Annotated in this window: 16 protein-coding genes and 1 riboswitch; all 16 genes read left to right on the forward strand. The window is 52.1% G+C overall.

Translation table 11 applies throughout. The features are described 5' to 3' along the window. Positions 1 to 63: 63 nt before the first annotated feature. Complete coding sequence (locus tag DQG23_RS14095) at positions 64 to 741, forward strand: MOSC domain-containing protein (RefSeq protein ID WP_113031500.1); 678 nt, start codon at positions 64 to 66, stop codon at positions 739 to 741. Positions 742 to 1,194: 453 nt separating this feature from the next. Further along, positions 1,195 to 1,620 carry an SRPBCC family protein gene (locus DQG23_RS14100; RefSeq protein ID WP_113031501.1) on the forward strand — a complete coding sequence of 142 codons (426 nt, stop codon included), beginning with the start codon at positions 1,195 to 1,197 and terminating at the stop codon, positions 1,618 to 1,620. Between the two features lies 1 nt (position 1,621). Then, a complete protein-coding gene (locus tag DQG23_RS14105) occupies positions 1,622 to 2,017 on the forward strand; it encodes an ArsR/SmtB family transcription factor (protein ID WP_113031502.1) in 396 nt (131 codons plus the stop codon). 171 nt (positions 2,018 to 2,188) lie between these two features. Beyond that, a complete protein-coding gene (locus DQG23_RS14110; protein WP_113031503.1) occupies positions 2,189 to 3,406 on the forward strand; it encodes an MFS transporter in 1,218 nt (405 codons plus the stop codon). A gap of 186 nt (positions 3,407 to 3,592) precedes the next feature. Continuing rightward, complete coding sequence (gene sleB / locus DQG23_RS14115) at positions 3,593 to 4,285, forward strand: spore cortex-lytic enzyme (protein ID WP_113031504.1); 693 nt, start codon at positions 3,593 to 3,595, stop codon at positions 4,283 to 4,285. Positions 4,286 to 4,485: 200 nt separating this feature from the next. Beyond that, on the forward strand, positions 4,486 to 5,214 hold the full coding sequence (locus DQG23_RS14120; protein ID WP_113031505.1) for a phosphonate ABC transporter ATP-binding protein: 729 nt from the start codon (positions 4,486 to 4,488) through the stop codon (positions 5,212 to 5,214). 105 nt (positions 5,215 to 5,319) lie between these two features. Then, positions 5,320 to 6,978 carry a DUF4091 domain-containing protein gene (locus DQG23_RS14125; RefSeq protein WP_113031506.1) on the forward strand — a complete coding sequence of 553 codons (1,659 nt, stop codon included), beginning with the start codon at positions 5,320 to 5,322 and terminating at the stop codon, positions 6,976 to 6,978. A 36-nt stretch (positions 6,979 to 7,014) separates the two neighbouring features. Further along, positions 7,015 to 8,103, forward strand: a complete 1,089-nt coding sequence (locus DQG23_RS14130; protein ID WP_113031507.1) for a M24 family metallopeptidase — start codon at positions 7,015 to 7,017, stop codon at positions 8,101 to 8,103. A 249-nt stretch (positions 8,104 to 8,352) separates the two neighbouring features. Continuing rightward, complete coding sequence (gene hrpB / locus DQG23_RS14135) at positions 8,353 to 10,872, forward strand: ATP-dependent helicase HrpB (protein ID WP_113031508.1); 2,520 nt, start codon at positions 8,353 to 8,355, stop codon at positions 10,870 to 10,872. 126 nt (positions 10,873 to 10,998) lie between these two features. Next, positions 10,999 to 12,237 carry a DUF445 domain-containing protein gene (locus tag DQG23_RS14140; protein WP_113031509.1) on the forward strand — a complete coding sequence of 413 codons (1,239 nt, stop codon included), beginning with the start codon at positions 10,999 to 11,001 and terminating at the stop codon, positions 12,235 to 12,237. Positions 12,238 to 12,349: 112 nt separating this feature from the next. After that, a riboswitch (cyclic di-AMP (ydaO/yuaA leader) is annotated at positions 12,350 to 12,487 on the forward strand. A 10-nt stretch (positions 12,488 to 12,497) separates the two neighbouring features. Then, the gene (locus tag DQG23_RS43430; protein ID WP_192894593.1) at positions 12,498 to 13,232 is read left to right on the forward strand and encodes a CAP domain-containing protein; all 735 of its coding nucleotides are present in this window, start codon (positions 12,498 to 12,500) and stop codon (positions 13,230 to 13,232) included. 315 nt (positions 13,233 to 13,547) lie between these two features. After that, a complete protein-coding gene (locus DQG23_RS14150; protein ID WP_113031510.1) occupies positions 13,548 to 14,078 on the forward strand; it encodes an RNA polymerase sigma factor in 531 nt (176 codons plus the stop codon). 3 nt (positions 14,079 to 14,081) lie between these two features. Further along, positions 14,082 to 14,468, forward strand: coding sequence for a hypothetical protein (locus DQG23_RS14155; RefSeq protein ID WP_113031511.1), 387 nt, complete (start codon positions 14,082 to 14,084; stop codon positions 14,466 to 14,468). 54 nt (positions 14,469 to 14,522) lie between these two features. Next, positions 14,523 to 15,389, forward strand: coding sequence for an ABC transporter ATP-binding protein (locus DQG23_RS14160; protein WP_113031512.1), 867 nt, complete (start codon positions 14,523 to 14,525; stop codon positions 15,387 to 15,389). Continuing rightward, entirely contained in the window at positions 15,386 to 16,564 is a 1,179-nt protein-coding gene (locus DQG23_RS14165) for a hypothetical protein (protein ID WP_146762307.1), read from the forward strand. The genes DQG23_RS14160 and DQG23_RS14165 overlap by 4 nt, the downstream gene beginning before the upstream one ends. Continuing rightward, positions 16,548 to 17,192, forward strand: coding sequence for a hypothetical protein (locus tag DQG23_RS14170; protein ID WP_146762308.1), 645 nt, complete (start codon positions 16,548 to 16,550; stop codon positions 17,190 to 17,192). Before DQG23_RS14165 ends, DQG23_RS14170 begins: the two co-directional genes overlap by 17 nt. Positions 17,193 to 17,246: the final 54 nt, after the last annotated feature.

A 17,246-nucleotide genomic window follows, 5' to 3' on the forward strand; every position in this document is an offset into this window, starting at 1 on the left:
CCGGCTGTATAATGATATCCATTCAGCAACTTGATAGGGAACGTAGTTTGAAGGGGGATTATCATGAAGCCCAAAATCATTTCTTTGAACGTCGGCAAGCCGGCGTATATAGCGTACAACGGCAAGACCGTGAGCACCGGAATCAATAAAACGTCAACGGCCGAACGGTTGTTTTTATCCGCGACCAATTTTGATGGGGACGGACAAGCCGATCTGAAGCACCATGGCGGCCCGGACAAAGCGGTTTGTGTATACTGCATCGAGCACTATCCGTATTGGGAGCGGGAATTGCAGCGGGAAATGGGACTCGGCGCATTCGGGGAAAATTTGACGGTGACCGGATTGACGGAGCCGACCGTACATATCGGGGATACGTTCCTGCTTGGAGAAGCGGTCGTGCAAATCAGCCAGCCAAGGCAGCCGTGCTTCAAACTTGCCGTGAAATACGGCGTGCCGGACATGCCGGTCAAGGTGCAAAACACGGGATATACCGGATATTATTTTCGTGTGCTGGAAGAGGGATATGTTTCCAAAGAAAGCCGGCTAACGAGACTCGCTGCGGACGGCGGAGGCATTTCAGTCGAGTTTGCGAACCGGATCATGCATCACGATAAGGAAAATATGGACGGAGTGCGCCGGATATTGGCGGTAACTGCGCTATCCGCCAGCTGGCGCGCTACCTTCGAGAAACGGCTCGTTGGCATGGAGACGGACACGAAAGCCAGGCTGATCGGCGAGTGAAACGAAAGTTGGCAGCGCGCCGGATGGTTATTGTTTGTGCAGCGGTCGCTAGGGAACATGCGATTCGGCTTCGCGGCGACTGTTAATGCCATAAACTATTTTGTGGGATGCCTTTAAAGATTGTCTGCTAGCATCTCTGATGCGGCGGCAATCTTTTTTTATATACACCTCCCGTACGTGCAAACGGAGCTTCTAGCATATATAGGACCTCCCGATTATTGATGTTTCGGACGATTATTCTCGGCTTGACACGAAACCTATTGGTGTCATATTATTTAAAAAGCGAAACCAAAAGGTTTCGTAACGAAGGTTGCTTGACGGTATGAAACAGTATCGTTTGGCCGAAGCGGAGTAAAAATAACCTATTACCGGCTTGTCGTCAGTGCAGCAACCTAGGTTGGTTTTGACTTCAATTGGAACACGAATTCTTAAAGTTATAGGAGGATTTTAGAAATGAACGACAATACGAATCAAACGCTTCCGGAAATACGTCAAACCTTGGTGATGAACGCCTCGATTCAAAAGGTTTGGGATGCCGTCTCAACGTCGGAAGGGATTGCGGCATGGTTTATGCCGAATGATTTTCAGCCGATCGAAGGCTACGAGTTTCAAATAAACGCCGGTCCTTTCGGCATGTCGCCCTGCAAAGTGACGGAGCTCGATCCGCCGAACCGGCTTTCTTTTCGCTGGGGGGCGGAGTGGACGGTTACGTTCGAGTTAGTCGAGCAGGACGGAAAAACGGCGTTTACCTTAACTCATGGAGGCTGGGATCCGGACAAGGTTACCGAATTCGGTCAACCGCATTCGGTTGTGCGCGAGACCATGGCCGGCGGCTGGGTAGGCATTGTCAAGAAGCTAGGCGCTTATGTAGAGGGCTGATATGGCTGTTCCGGATCCGAAACATGACGTTTTCCAAGCCATTGCCGATCCGACTCGCCGCAAGCTGCTGAATTTGCTGTCGCATGAGGAAATGCCGGTTACCGCGATCAGCGGACATTTTACGATGAGCAGAACGGCTGTGTCCAAGCATCTTCGCGTATTGGCGGATGCCGGGCTTGTGAAGGAGCGCAAAGCGGGCAGAGAGACGAGATATCGTCTCGAGCCCGAGCCGCTGCTCGAATTGAAGCGCTGGTTATCCTATTACGAGCGGTTTTGGGAAAATAAACTGTTTGCGCTTCAAAGATTCGTCGAGTCGAACGAAACCGACGGCGCCGCTTCGCCGGTCAAACCGGAGCTCGTCGAAGGGCAAGCCAAGCACAAGCCGCAAACAAGGTAACATAATAAATATTATGTAAACTAATACCCGAATGCTTCGTCAATTCTTGACGAAGCATTTTTTGCAATTTATGAACCCGATGACGCAAACGAAATGCACCCAAACATAAAGATGAACCATTTTGCAAATATTATCCTCAAATCTTGCATGCTTAAGAATGGAGTCCGCTATATGGAAAATGCCGCACGGGTTTATGAACCGAAAAATCGCAAGCTGTTGATAAGCGCAGGTTTAAGCTGGTTATTCGACGCCATGGATGTGGGCATGATCTCGTTTATCGTCGCCGCATTGGCGGTAGATTGGAACTTGGGCGCTCAACAAATCGGTCTCATCACTGCGATCAATTCGGTCGGCATGGCGGCAGGAGCGGCGGTTGCCGGCACGATGGCGGACCGTTACGGACGGCGGTCGGTTCTGCTCTGGACGCTGCTGCTCTTCTCGGCGGCCAGCGGATTGTCGGCCTTCGCTTCGAGCTTCTTTGTTCTTTGTGTGCTTCGGTTCGCCGCAGGCTTCGGACTCGGAGGCGAGCTCCCGGTTGCATCGACGCTCGTTTCCGAATCGGTTCCGATCAAAGACAGGGGACGCGTAGTCGTGCTGCTCGAAAGCTTTTGGGCGGGGGGCTGGATTTTATCGGCGCTTATCGCATACTTCGTCATTCCCGAATACGGCTGGAGAACGGCTTTTATGATCGGAGCCGTGCCGGCGTTGTACGCCATTTACTTGAGAACGGCAATAGAGGATTCGCCCAGGTTCACGACGCTGCAAAACACTAGGTTAACGTTCGTCGAGCGGATTACAACCGTATGGTCGGCGAAATACCGGCTGTCGACCGTCACGCTTTGGATCATGTGGTTTACAGTGGTGTTTTCCTATTACGGCATGTTTCTTTGGCTGCCCTCGGTCATGATGATGAAAGGCTTCAGTCTTGTCAAAAGCTTTCAATATGTGCTGATTATCACGCTTGCGCAGCTTCCCGGCTATTTTACGGCAGCATATTTGATCGAGAAAGCGGGCAGAAAATTCGTGCTTGTCGTATACCTGCTTCTGACGGCTGCCAGCGCAATCTGGTTTGGAAACGCGGAGACGGAAGGCGCGCTTATTGCGGCCGGCATATGTTTATCGTTCTTCAATCTGGGGGCATGGGGCGGGATGTACGCTTATACGCCGGAGTTATATCCTACGGCCATTCGCTCCACCGGCGTCGGATTAGCTTCTTCCTTCGGACGGATCGGCGGCGTGCTCGGCCCGTTTATAGTCGGACTGCTGATAGCAAAAGGGGTGTCCGTTACGGCGGTGTTTATGATGTTTTTTATAACGAACGTTGTCGGGGCGCTTGCTGTCTTGGTATTTGGCAAGGAAACGAAGGGGACGGATCCGGATGCCGAGTAATACGTTTCATGAAGGGCTCGGGTGTTTTCGCTTGGAACGCGGGTTGTTTTTTAGGACAGTTGAATCGAAGTAATGTGTTCTTCAGTCCTTTCACATTATAAGTTACATAATAATTATTATGTAAACTAACTGTGCGTGAATAATTCCTAACCTATATTTCCATATTAAGGGCATGGAGGTGACGGTATGCGCGGAAAGCTTATGCGGTTTGTACCGTTTATGGCGATTCTCGTACTCGCAGCCTGTTTGCTGCTCCCGACAAAAACATTTTCCTTCGGAGGCGCCACGCTTAAATACGGGGCAAGCGGAGGGGACGTATACGAGCTGCAAGGGCGGCTCAAGTATTTAGGCTATTACAACGGCAATATCGACGGCATTTTCGGGTGGCAAACGTATCAGTCGGTCCGCAATTTTCAATGGAAATTCGGCATGGCGGTGGATGGCATAGCAGGGGCCAAAACGAAGGATATGCTCGTGCGCGCCACAAAAAATTGGAGCGGAGGCACTTCCGGGACCGGCGCGTACAGCGCCCAAGACATGCAGCTGCTGGCGCAGGCGATTTACAGCGAAGCGCGGGGAGAGCCGTACGTCGGACAAGTTGCCGTGGCCGCCGTTATTTTGAACAGGGTGCGAAGTCCGCTGTTCCCGAATACGATTTCGGGCGTCATTTTTCAGCCCGGCGCGTTTACTGCGGTGGCTGACGGGCAGTTTTGGCTCACCCCTAACCAAACGGCGCGAAATGCCGCCAGAGATGCCGTAAACGGCTGGGATCCTTCAGGCTCGGCGCTTTATTACTTCAATCCAAAGACGGCGACATCCGCTTGGATATGGTCCAGACCGCAAATCAAACAGATCGGAAATCATATTTTCACCAAATGAACGGAGGGTTCGCTTAACGGCGGCCCTTTTTTCGGTTAGACCGATGGCGGAGGATGCGCTTTGCTTACTTCCCGCTCCTCTGAGAGTCCGGCTATCCGCTGCAAAGGATCGATTTCCTTGGCTTAACGAGAAGGAATAGGCTATAATGAAAATGCCTTAATCGAACTGGATTTTTAACCGGAAGCAAAGGGGATTAGCGCGTGATTTCGATTCGCAATTTGACGAAGCAGTACGAGTCGGGGCAAGAAGTGCTGAAGCAGATCAGCCTGCAAATTGACGACGGCGATTTCGTGGCGCTGCTCGGCGTAAGCGGCAGCGGCAAGAGCACGATACTTCGCTGCTTGACCATGCAAGAGAAATGGACTAAAGGCCAGCTTATATACAATGGGGAAGACGTTACGGCAATGAATCTTCTGCAGCGCCTCAAGCTTCGCACGGAATGGGCGTATTTGCACGAGAAGCCGCAGCTGAATCCGAATAAATCGGCGCTTAAAAACGTACTTTCCGGAAGATTTTTCGAGACGCCATTATGGCGTAAAATAATCGGGAAGCCTGCGATGGACGAGCATATGCTGGCTATGGATTTGCTTGAGAAGGTGGGCATGCTCGACAAAGCGCATGAACGCGTTTCCAAACTGAGCCATGGCGAGCAGCAGCGCGTTGCGATTGCCAAGGCGCTAGTCAAGGGCGCCAAAATGATCGTAGCGGACGAGCCGGTATCCGGACTGGAGCCGGAATCCGCCATTCAAGTCATGCAAGATTTGAAGCACGTCTGTCAGAAGCAGCAAGTAACGGTCGTATGCAGTCTTCATCAAATCGAATTGGCGGAGCGTTTTGCCACGAGAATATGGGGGCTGTCCCAAGGGAAGATCGTAGTCGACATTCCGGCTAGACGATTGACGATGCGGGAGAAGGATCTTATTTTTTAAAATCTCAGCATGTATATCTAGGATGGCGAAACCACTTATTCTTAATTTCTTTAATTATTAATCACATAAACTATTTATTGAATGCGTGAAGGAGAGCGTGCGGTTATGGTGAACTCATCCAGAGAAAAAGTTTTTGAAACGAGAAGTCTGCATTCCCTAGTAAAGGTGTTTGCCGATGCCGAACTGAACGAAAAGCCGTTCCGGCGCGCTACCGTTCTGCACAATGAAACTTATGCGTTCCAGGTTGCTTATCGGTCGAACGCTATCTATAAAAATATACAAGTTAAAGCTATATCCGAAATTGAGGAAGCGATTGTTGTCAGAGAAGTCGGTCTGGCTCCTTCGGAGTTTCCGATGTATGACGGACATGACGGGGATTTGCTTCGCGAAACGCCCGGATTATTTCCTGATCCTTTGTACCCAATCGGCCCCGACGGCGTTAATGCGCTGCCGAATCAATGGCGTTCGGTATGGGTTTCCGTCGAAGTAAATCCGGAGACGGCTGCAGGCATTCAAACCATTGAAATATGTTTTGCGATAGAGGACGGTACGGTTCTCGGATCGGAAAAGTTCGAGCTGGACGTCGTGCCGATCTCGCTCCCTGAGCAGCGCCTGATCCATACGGAGTGGTTCCATACGGACTGCATCGCGAACTATTACGGCGACGAGGTGTTCAGCGACAAGCACTGGTTCCGCGTCGGGCAATTCGTGCAAACCGCAGCGAAGCACGGGATGAATATGCTGTTGACGCCTCTCTTTACGCCGCCTCTCGATACGGCGGTGGGCGGCGAGCGGCCGACGGTTCAGCTCGTCGATGTGGAGAAAGACGGCGATACTTACCGATTCGGTTTCGACAAGCTGAAGCGATGGATCGGGATGGCGGATGCGGCCGGAATCCGGTATTTCGAATTTTCGCATCTGTTTACGCAATGGGGCGCGGGACACGCACCCAAAATTATGGCGAGCGAGCACGGAGAATATAAGCGCATTTTCGGTTGGGAGACGGATGCGCACGGCGAAGCGTATAAATCGTTTCTTCACCAGTTCTTGCCCGAGCTTGTGTCGTTTATCGACGGCAACGGTCTTCGCGACCGCAGCTATTTCCATGTGTCCGACGAGCCAAGCATGAAGCATCTGGAATCCTACAGAAGCGCGTATGAAACGATCAAGACCCATTTGGAATCGTTCCCGGTCATCGATGCCCTGTCGGATTATGACTTCTATGAGAAGGGGCTAGTCAAAAATCCGATTCCGGCCAACAATCATATCGAACCGTTCCTCGAGAACGACGTTCCGAACTTGTGGACTTATTATTGCTGCGCCCAATATAAACAGGTGGCAAACCGTTTCTTCGCTTTCCCGTCGGTTCGGAACCGCGTGCTAGGACTTCAGCTCTATAAATTCCGGATCGCAGGATTTCTGCATTGGGGATACAATTTCTGGTATTCGCAGTATTCGAAGAAAGAAATCGATCCGTTCCGCGTTACGGACGCCGGCCAAGGGTTTCCTTCCGGTGATGCGTTCCTCGTTTATCCTGGCGAAGAAGGTCCGATCGAATCGCTTCGGATGGAAGTGTTCTACGAAGCGCTGCAGGATTTGCGCGCACTCGAGCTTCTCGAAAGCAGGATCGGACGCGATGCGGTCATCGGCCTAATCGAAGAAGGACTTGAACAGCCGCTTACGTTCAGCGAGTATCCGAGCGATGCCGGATGGCTGCTTGACAAACGCGAACAAATCAACGCTATTTTAGCTAAATCCTTATAATATGCAGCCCGGTATGCCAGGAAAGAAGGAAACGATATGACGACTAGATTGGATAGACTGCAAGTTTACATGGAACAGCATGAACTGGACGCAATATTGATAACGCAGCCCAAGCATGTCTATTATTTGACCGGATTGGCGACCGACCCGCATGAGCGGTTTCTCGGCCTTGTGTTATCGCAAACGAAGGAGCCGGTGCTGGTCGTGCCGGCGCTTGACGAAGAAGCGGCTCGAGTTGCCAAAGGTGTCCGGGAAATCGTGACGCATACCGATACGCAAGATCCTTACGCCATTCTCAAATCGATATTACCGACGAAGATCAGCCGTTTCGGTATCGAGAAGACACATATGACGGTCAGCCGTTTCGAAGCGCTGTCCGCCGCTGCCGGAGCCGAGCAGTACGTCGATATCGACGAGCCTTTGCGCGTTATGCGTCTGATTAAATCGTCCGAAGAAATCGTCAGGATGAGAAATGCGGTGCGAATTATCGAAGATGTGCTGAGAGAAGGGCTGAAGCATGTCAAACCCGGCGTCAAGGAAATCGAGCTCGTCGCTGAGCTGGAGTATCAGATGAAAAAGCTGGGATCGGACGGGCCGTCCTTCGATACGATGGTGCTTGCAGGCGATAAATCCGCTCTTCCGCACGGCAAACCGGATACTCGCGAAGTGCGGAACGGCGAGCTTCTGCTTTTTGATATCGGCGTTTATGCGGACGGCTACGCTTCCGATATTACACGGACGTTCGCCGTGGGCGATATTGGCGAAGAGCTGAAGCGCATTTACAATACGGTGCTTCACGCTAATTTGAAGGCGATCGAAGCGGTTAAACCCGGCGTCGCCTATGCCGATATCGATCGGGCGGCAAGGGAGCATATAGAAACGGCCGGTTACGGTCCTCAGTTCATGCATCGTCTCGGCCACGGACTCGGCTTGGACGTGCACGAATATCCTTCCGTTCACGGTGCGAACCGCGAGAAGCTGCAGGAAGGCTCCGTATTTACGATCGAGCCCGGCATCTATGTGGCAGGACTCGGCGGGGTCAGGATTGAAGACGACGTGCTCGTGACCGCATCCGGCGTCGAAGTGCTCACCTCGTTTCCGAAGGAGCTTACCGTAATCGGCTAGTTATCGCCGGATAAAATCGTTATTAGGTCCGCCGCCTTGATAAGCGATAAGGAGGCGGGCCTTTTGCGTGCAACGGAATGGTTGTTTCGTTTACGGTTCCCAGTTTACGGGTAATGCCGGAGGCTCGAACATGGAAGGCGTAAACGCTTGGTTCGAGCGCGAGCCATGACCCGAATGATCACGGGGATGACAACACTTTTCCCTTAGAGTATGATGGTAATCGAATGAAAGTTAGTCAAGGAGAGAGTCATGCGTCAACTGCCGATTGAACCGGTTTTGCCGGAATTATTACATACGATGCGGACGCGCTCGAACGCGGTGCTCATCGCCCCGCCGGGCGCCGGCAAAACGACGAGGGTGCCGCTCGCGCTGTTGGACGAGCCTTGGACGTTAGGCCGCAAAATCGTCATGCTGGAGCCGCGGCGTCTTGCTGCCCGGTCGGCTGCCCGCTTTATGGCGAGCTCTCTGGGTGAAGAGGTCGGGGAGACCGTGGGTTACCGTGTGAGAATGGATACACGCATCAGCAGCCGGACCCGTATTGAAGTCGTAACGGAAGGCGTGTTGACGAGACTGCTGCAAGAGGATATGTCGCTGGACGGTACGGCGGTTGTCATATTCGACGAATTCCATGAACGCAGTTTGCAGGCGGATCTTGGGTTATCGCTATGCTTGCAGAGCCAAGCCGTATTCAGGGAAGATTTGAAGCTGCTTGTCATGTCGGCTACGCTCGATGCGGAGCCGGTAGCGGGTATACTGGGTGACGCGCCGATAGTTCTCAGCGAAGGAAAATCATACCCCGTTGAAACGCGTTATTTGAACCGAAGCGTTGAGGGGCGTCTCGAGCCGGCTGTCGTTCGGGCCGTTTTGGAGGCGCAGCGCAGCGAGCAAGGGGATATGCTCGTTTTTTTGCCGGGGACGGGAGAAATTCGACGCGTTGAGGCGCAGCTTGCAGAACATTCCCTAGGTAAGGACGTAAGCGTTATGCCGCTTTACGGTAATTTACCGCAGGCGGCACAAGATTTGGCGATTGCGCCATGTCGGGAGGGACAGCGCAAAATCGTGCTCTCCACATCGATTGCGGAAACGAGCTTGACGGTCGACGGCGTCCGCATCGTGATCGATAGCGGGTACAGCCGTGTCCCTAAGTTTTCCCCGAAAACCGGCATGACCCGTCTTGAAACCGTTCCGGTTTCGATTGCGTCCGCTGATCAGCGAAGAGGCCGCGCAGGCCGGCAAATGCCAGGCGTCTGCTACCGTTTGTGGACGGAACGCGATGAGGGCAAGCTTGCATTTCGCAGCGTTCCGGAAATCATCGAAGCGGATTTGGCTCCGCTTGTGCTTGAGCTGGCCGCGTGGGGAGCGGCAGATCCAATGGAGCTGCAGTGGCTCGACCCGCCGCCGGCTGCCGCATATGCGCAGGCGCGCCAACTGCTTCGCCAGCTCGGCGCTTTGCAGGAAAACGGAACGATAACGCAGCATGGCCGAAGGATGGCTGCAATCGGCACGCATCCCCGGCTGGCCCATATGATTTTGCAAGCCATTCCGCTCAAGCTTGGCGGATTGGCATGCGAGCTGGCGGCGCTGTTGAACGAACGGGATATGCTGAACGCTCAATCCCAGCAAGCCCCTGCCGCCGATTTGCGCCTGCGCGTTGAAGCGCTGCGCGAAGCGATCCGAACGAAGTGGACGGAGCCTCATTATAAGGAAGGTCACCGGGTCGATATGTCCGTTTGCAGAAGAGCGGCAGCCGAAGCGGAGCAGTTGAAGCGTCAATTCGGTATTGCCGGCGAGAAGGGCGGAGACCCGGAAGCATGCGGTTTTCTTCTGGCTTATGCTTTCCCGGACAGAATAGCCGGCCGGAAGGAAAATGGGCGGTTCTTACTGCGAAGCGGCAGAGGTGCGGTTTTTGCGGACGCGCAGCCGTTATCGTCAGAGCCTTATGTCGTTGCCGCAGAGCTATCGGATTTCGGCGCGGATAGCCGTATTTATTTGGCTGCACCGATTCAAGCCGATGAGCTGATGCGTTATGCCGGCGATCAAATTGACGAGACGAAGCTTATTTTCTGGGATCGTCAATCGAGAACGGTTCGGGCGCGCGTACGGAAATCGATTGGGGCCATCGTATTGTCGGAGGCGGCATATCCCAATCCGAGCCAGGAAGAAGTTGCGTTAGCGCTGTTGAACGGCATCAGAACGGAAGGGATCGGCATGCTGTCCTGGACGAAGGCGGCCCGGCAGCTTCAGCAGCGAATGATGTTTATGCACAAGCTGGAGCCGGGGAATTGGCCGGACGTATCCGACACGCACCTCGCTGATGAACTTGAGGACTGGCTGCTTCCGCATTTGTACGGACTGCGAAACGGCGAAGATCTGAAACGGCTGCATGTCGCTGATCTGCTGGAAGCGCTTCTGCCGTGGAGTAAACGCCGCGAGCTCGAAGAGCTAGTGCCTACGCACATCGTCGTCCCAAGCGGCTCGCGTATACCGATCGATTATGGGGATCCGGGCGCCCCTGTTTTGGCCGTAAGACTGCAGGAGATGTTCGGATTAAGCGAAACGCCCGCCATCGGCCGCGGACGCGTGCCGTTGACCGTGCATCTTCTTTCACCGGCGCATCGCCCCGTCCAGGTTACGCGCGATTTGGCCAGCTTCTGGAGAGAGGCGTATTTTGAAGTCAAAAAAGATTTGAAGGGCCGCTATCCCAAACATTATTGGCCCGACGATCCGACTGCGGCCATCCCGACTAATCGTACGCGCCCGCGGAGCTAGCGAAAAATCCGGCGGACGGAAGATAACCGTGTAAGGCAAAGCTTTTGAGGGATACTACATGTATACGTTAATAAGGAACGTTCTACATAACGTGCATGCTTATCCGTGAACGATCGGAGGATATTGATGAATACGAGAAACATTGCCGGATTTTCATTGGCTTTTATGGGAATCGGCTTTATCGCAACGTTATTTTTACCCGATAGTCTATATACGACCTTACTGCAAGGCGGCTTCGAGGCCGGACTGGTCGGCGGGATCGCGGATTGGTTCGCCGTTACCGCTTTGTTTCGACATCCGCTTGGCATTCCAATCCCGCATACTTCTTTGCTGCTCAAGAATCGGGGGAAAATCGTCAACTCGCTTATTTCCGCTATGGAAAACGAGCTTTTGAACAAAGAGAGCATCACGCAAAAGCTGAGCAAAATGAATCTGTTCCAAATCATATCTTCGGCTCTAGCAAAGCTTGTTCTGAAAAAAAACGTTCGCAAAAAAACACTGTCTTTCCTGCAAACGGCGCTTAACCAGCTTCCATTGGAACGTTTGGCGCCCGTAATCCATGCTTATCTTATCCGTTACTTTGAAAACAAGGACATTCAGCCGATCGTCCAGTCCGTCCTTCATACCGCAACCCGCGAAGGGTGGGATGAAAAAGCGCTTGATAAAGCGTTGGAGCTGGGCCGGGATTGGGCTGCCAAAAGAGAAACGGAGATTATGCTCGGCAAAATTGCATACGGGAAGCTTAACGAACTGCAGGTAGGCGGGTTGATGGGCTTTGCCGTGCAAGCATTCATCGGATTTATGAATGAGGAAAAGCTTGGCGGCATGATTCAAGGCATGCTCATATCGGGCTTGCGCGAGCTCCGGCATCCGGACAATCCGTATCGAAACCAGCTTCTGTTTGAATTGAACAATCAGGCGGAGCGCTTGGCGAATGACGAAGCCGTCATATCCAAGCTTAAAGGGTGGCTTGAAACGAAAGCGGGGAGCGCACAAACCGAAGCGTTCATCTTGGACCGTCTGCAGGACATTCGCGAAGCGATCATTGCCAAGCTGGCCGAAGACGAACGGAAAGGCGGGCGCTTCGTCATTCAAGCGTTTCGTTTTGGCGTCAATAAAATGAAAACGATGCCCGAGCTGACTGAGCAGTGGGAAACCGGCTTGCGCGTATTTTTGGTCGATCTTGTCGAGAAAAATCATTTCCGTATCGGCGTGCTTGTCAGAGACAATCTCGATAAGCTGGACGATCAAACGCTAGTCCAAATGCTGGAACAAAAAATCGGCGGCGATCTGCAATGGATCCGCGTCAACGGCGCGCTCTGCGGGTTTCTGGTCGGTCTCGTACTCTCGTTATTTCATCTGTAAGCAAACTGAAAATGCCGAATTGGAAGACTTTGCGTCATGATATCGCCTAGATCCCGTGCTACAATTGTTCGAGTCAGAGGGAGTCGCCGTTAGGCAGGCTTTCGAAGACAAAAAAAACAGTAGGCCGAAGCTTCGCAGAAGCGCGGGGGAACCCTATCGTTACCGGGGTGAAGCCACGATTATGTGGCCGGGTGTTTACTCTTTGACCCGAATCCGTCAGCTAACCTCGCAGGCCGGGAAAAGGAGAACATTATATCATGATGCAACGCTTCAAGAAAGTCGCTATGACAGGTATTCTCGTATTGGGTCCGATCGTCGGTGCCGGAGCGGCTTCCGCAGCTCCATGCAATATTACGGATATCATTTCTCAGCCTAATGCAGGCCAGCAATACGGCATCGATTTGTCAAAATTGCTTCAAGGAAATCAGCAGTACGGCAACATGAACCTGAACGACCTTATTGCAAAGCTGGGCGTTAAGGCGCCGGACAACACAGGTAAACCGAGCACGGGCGGAAACGCCGGATCGGGATCGGCCGGCAGCGGCGCAGGTACAGGATCGCAAACAGGCGGCAATGCAGGCAACGCAGGAGGCTCGCAAGCGGGCTCCGGCACGAACGCTTCGCAATCCGCTTACGCTAGCCAAGTTGTCGATCTAGTCAATCAAGAGCGCGCCAAATCAGGACTGAAGCCGCTCGCGAGCGATAGCGCTTTGGCAGCAATGGCCATGGACAAAGCGAAGGACATGTATACGAAAAACTACTTTGATCATAATTCTCCGACATACGGCTCGCCGTTCGATATGATGAGATCTTACGGCATTAACTACTCGTATGCAGGCGAAAACATCGCCAAAGGACAACGTTCGCCGCAGGATGTTATGAATGCATGGATGAACAGCGCCGGGCACCGTCAAAACATTATGAGCCCTAACTTTACGAAAATCGGCGTCGCTTATTACAACGGCGTATGGGTACAAGAATTTATCGCGAACTAATGCTTAGGATCCCCTTTACAGCATCGCATTATTCGGAACGAAAAACGCAGTCATCGACCATCGGTCGAGGCTGCGTTTTTTTGTTGTCTTTATACAAGGCTCAGCCAGAATTTATATGTTTCACAATTACTTAAGCCTGATATTTCATCGGTAAACGCGTCTGTCCTTAAGGACGGCGAAGCCGTTTATCCTTGCATCGGAGGTTTGCCGTTCCGGGTATTTCATTTTTGGCGTAAATAAAAATTTGCAGGGAAGGTGTAACCTTTTGACGATTTCGGACGAATAATAAGTAGTTAGGAAGAAGGGAGGGACAAGATGGACGAAGAACAGCAATGGATAAAGCTGTTTTTGCAAGGCGACGACGCGGGCTTCGAACATCTTGTTCTGAAATATCGCCAAAGCGCGATTTCGTTCGGGCAGCAATTCGTCAAGGATTATTACATCGCCGAGGATATCGCGCAGGAATCCTTCGCCGAGATTTACGTACACCGCGCGCGGTTTAATCCGGCCTATAAGTTTAAGCCGTATCTGTATACCGTTATCCGCAACAAATGCGTGGATTACGCCCGTAAACATGCCCGCTTCAAACATGTGGAGCTGGAAAGCGAAATTGTCGCAACCCGCTCCGCTGAGGAAGCCGTCCTGCAGCAGGAGAAGCGGACGTTTCTGCAGGACAAGCTTTTGATGCTCAAAGAGGATTACCGAACGGCGATACATCTGATCGATCTCGAACAATTTTCCTATAAGGAAGCGGCCGACGTCATGGGAAAAAACGTTATGCAGATGAAAATCCTCATTTACCGCGCCCGGCAAAAAATGAAGCGATATTTGGAACAGGAGGGATAAGCGATGGAGCATTCGTCTTCACGATCGGGAGAGCAAGCGGCAGCGAACCATAACCTTCATACGATGACGGAAGCGCACGCCGAACATGAGCAGCGGTTTCTAAAAGGCGTTTACGCAAAGGCGGCTATCTTGGAAAAGGAGCTGGCGGAGCGGGAAAGGGTGGGGGAGTACGAGAAAAAACGCCGTCAATCCGCATGGGCATTTGCCGGCATGCTGTTGGGCTTGCTGATCCTTACCGTGCTCGTCCTTATCGCATCCGATTTCTCGATCGGCGCGGTATTCGGATTATCCGTCCTATGGATGAGCGCCGCCGCTATGCATGAGCATGCCCGGTTGAAGCCAGGCTCGAAATTGGGGCTGCTCGGCAAAATGTTTCGTCCGGCGCGATGATCAGTTAAAGCTGCATATATGTAAGAAAATCAATGGGAAGGCGGTGTTCAAAAAATGGAAATTGTTATTCAACAATTAACCAAATCGTTCGGCGCCAAAAAAGCGCTGGATGCCGTTAATTTGCATATTCGCGAAGGGATGTTCGGACTGCTGGGACCGAATGGCGCAGGCAAAACAAGCTTGATGCGCATCATGGCCACATTATTGCCTAAGAGTGCCGGACATGTCCAAATCTGCGGCGTTCCGATCGAGGAAAAGATGAAAATTCGCGGAATGGTCGGTTATTTGCCGCAAGATTTTTCCGTCTACCCGTCGTTTTCGGTTGCCGAAGCGATGGATTATCTCGCAATATTGTCCGGGATGAGCGATCGCAAAGCGCGCATAGAGAAAATCGATTTTTTGCTGGATAAAGTCAACTTGACGCCGCAGCGTAAAACGAAAATCCGCGCGTTATCGGGCGGCATGAAACGAAGACTCGGCATCGCGCAAGCGATTCTTCACGATCCGCGCGTGTTGATCGTCGATGAGCCGACAGCGGGACTCGATCCCGAGGAACGGATCCGCTTCCGTAATTTGCTGCGCGATTTTTCGGAGGGAAGAATCGTTATTCTTTCGACGCACATAGTGGAGGATATCGAATTTACATGCGAAAGCCTGGCTGTGCTTAAACGCGGACAGCTGCTTTACGAGGGAAAGGTGAAAGGTTTGCTGGATCATGCCCAAGGCCGCGTATGGACGGTTACGATCGGACGCAGCCAGCTTGACGAGGTGCGCGCCGTATATCCGATTCTATCGACCGTTTCGGAAGGCGAAGGAATTCGCATCCGCTTGCTCAGCGATGAACGGCCTTTCACGCACGCGCAACCAATCGAGCCTTCGATCGAGGATGCGTACATGAAGCTGATGGGGGGAGGCGCATGAGGATGTTTTTCCCGCTCCTTCGCAAAGAATTGAAATATCAGTTCACGAATGTAACCTATTATATATTTCTGGCAGTTATCATTATGTTTTACGTTACCCAGTTCGATCCGCCCCGTTCCATAACCGATTTGAAGCCGCGTTCCCCGGAGAGCTCGCAAAGCCAGCCTATCTATTACGGGCAAAAGCCGATTACCGATCCGTATGACGAAATGGTGGAGATAGCTTGGCAGCTTGAGCGCGACTATAACGCGGGCGAAGTGATGAAGAGCATTTTGTTTTTCAACAAATTCATTAAACTGGACGAGGGACAAAAAGCCGCGATCCGAAGCGTAAGCGAGGCCATGCTCCCGCAAGGTTTGCCCTCCCGAACGGCGATGGATGATACGCGGATCGAATTTGCCGTAACGTATGACGACTACTTGCGTCTGGTGCGCGATTTGGATAAGAAGCTTGGAGGCTCAACGGTATACGGCGATAAAATGCGGCCATCCATACTCCACAAGCCGATGACCTATGAAGAAGCGATGCAGGATTATCATGATGTGGTGGACAAGGATAAAGTGACGAACGCAGGGGGGAGGCTGTTCGCCGATTATATGGGGATTACGGCAGGGTTTTTCCCTGTATTCCTATCCGCCTTTATGCTCGCCAGGGATCGCCGCAGCAATATGCAGGAGCTTATTTACAGCAGGAAGTTCGCTTCGCTCAGCTATATACTGCCTAAATATACGGCGTTATGCTTGGCGCTGCTGCTGGGGTATTTAGCGCTTGCCACGCATGCGACATTCGCTTTTTCCGGAATCGCGGCATCCGAAAATTTGCAAATCGATTATTTGGCCTTTTATAAGCACGCTTTATTTTGGCTGCTTCCCACGATTATGACGACCGTCGCTTTAGGTATGCTGGTTTCCGTTATCGTGAGATATGCGATCGTGGCGATTCCCGTGCAATTTGTTTTGTGGATGAGCTCGATGATGCCTCTGGAAGGCGAGTACGGCTTGTCGAAATATGTGATCCGGTACAACACGTTCGGAGGGCATGCGAACTATGCAAGGTGGAGCGACGAGATTATGACCAACCGGATCTTTTATTTTGCCGTATCGCTGGGAATCGTGGCGTTAGTCGCCTGGATCTGGGACAGGAAGCGGGGGAATGCCGGTGCAGCGCTTAAGTAGCTCGTTCAACCGGACGTTCATGGTTGTTTACTATAACGCCAAAATAATCGGGTATGTGTCTATACTCGTTGCGGTTGCATGCACCGCTGTCATCAGTACCGTGTTTAACCTCCGGTTTTCGACATATAGCGAGATCGCGCAAGTCGGGGAAATGTATTTATCGCTGCTGGGGATTATTCTGCTTCCTCATCTTTCGATCGTCGAGGATACGGATTACATCCACGAAACGGTATATCCCAGACGTTTCCGTCATGTGTTATCGGTTTTATACCGCCTTCTGTTTACGGCTGCGCTGCTTTGGTTTTTGATCATGTCGGTCGTTATGCTGGCAAAGCTGCAGGGAAGCGAATTTCCTTGGCTGGAAATAACGGGCGGGGTTTGGATATCGGCGATGGGCTTGGGCGCTGCCGGGCTAACGGCGGCAACCTTCAGCAGGAACATTGCGGCCGCGTATATAACGGGTTTCCTGTATTACGTGCTGGAATTGTTCACGAAGGGCAAATATACGGGAGATTTATACTTGTTCAGCCTGCTTCGCGGCCAATTCGAGCAAGGCAAGTGGGGGATGGCGGGTATTATCGCAGTCGTGCTGGCCGTTAATTTAGTTTATGTTTGGCGCAAAAGCTAGGAAAGAAAAAAACGAATCGCGGCAAAAGTTTTTTGCAGCGATTCGTTTTTTGTT

The organism is Paenibacillus contaminans (genome assembly GCF_003285015.1).
In the GTDB taxonomy this organism is placed as follows: domain Bacteria; phylum Bacillota; class Bacilli; order Paenibacillales; family NBRC-103111; genus Paenibacillus_V; species Paenibacillus_V contaminans.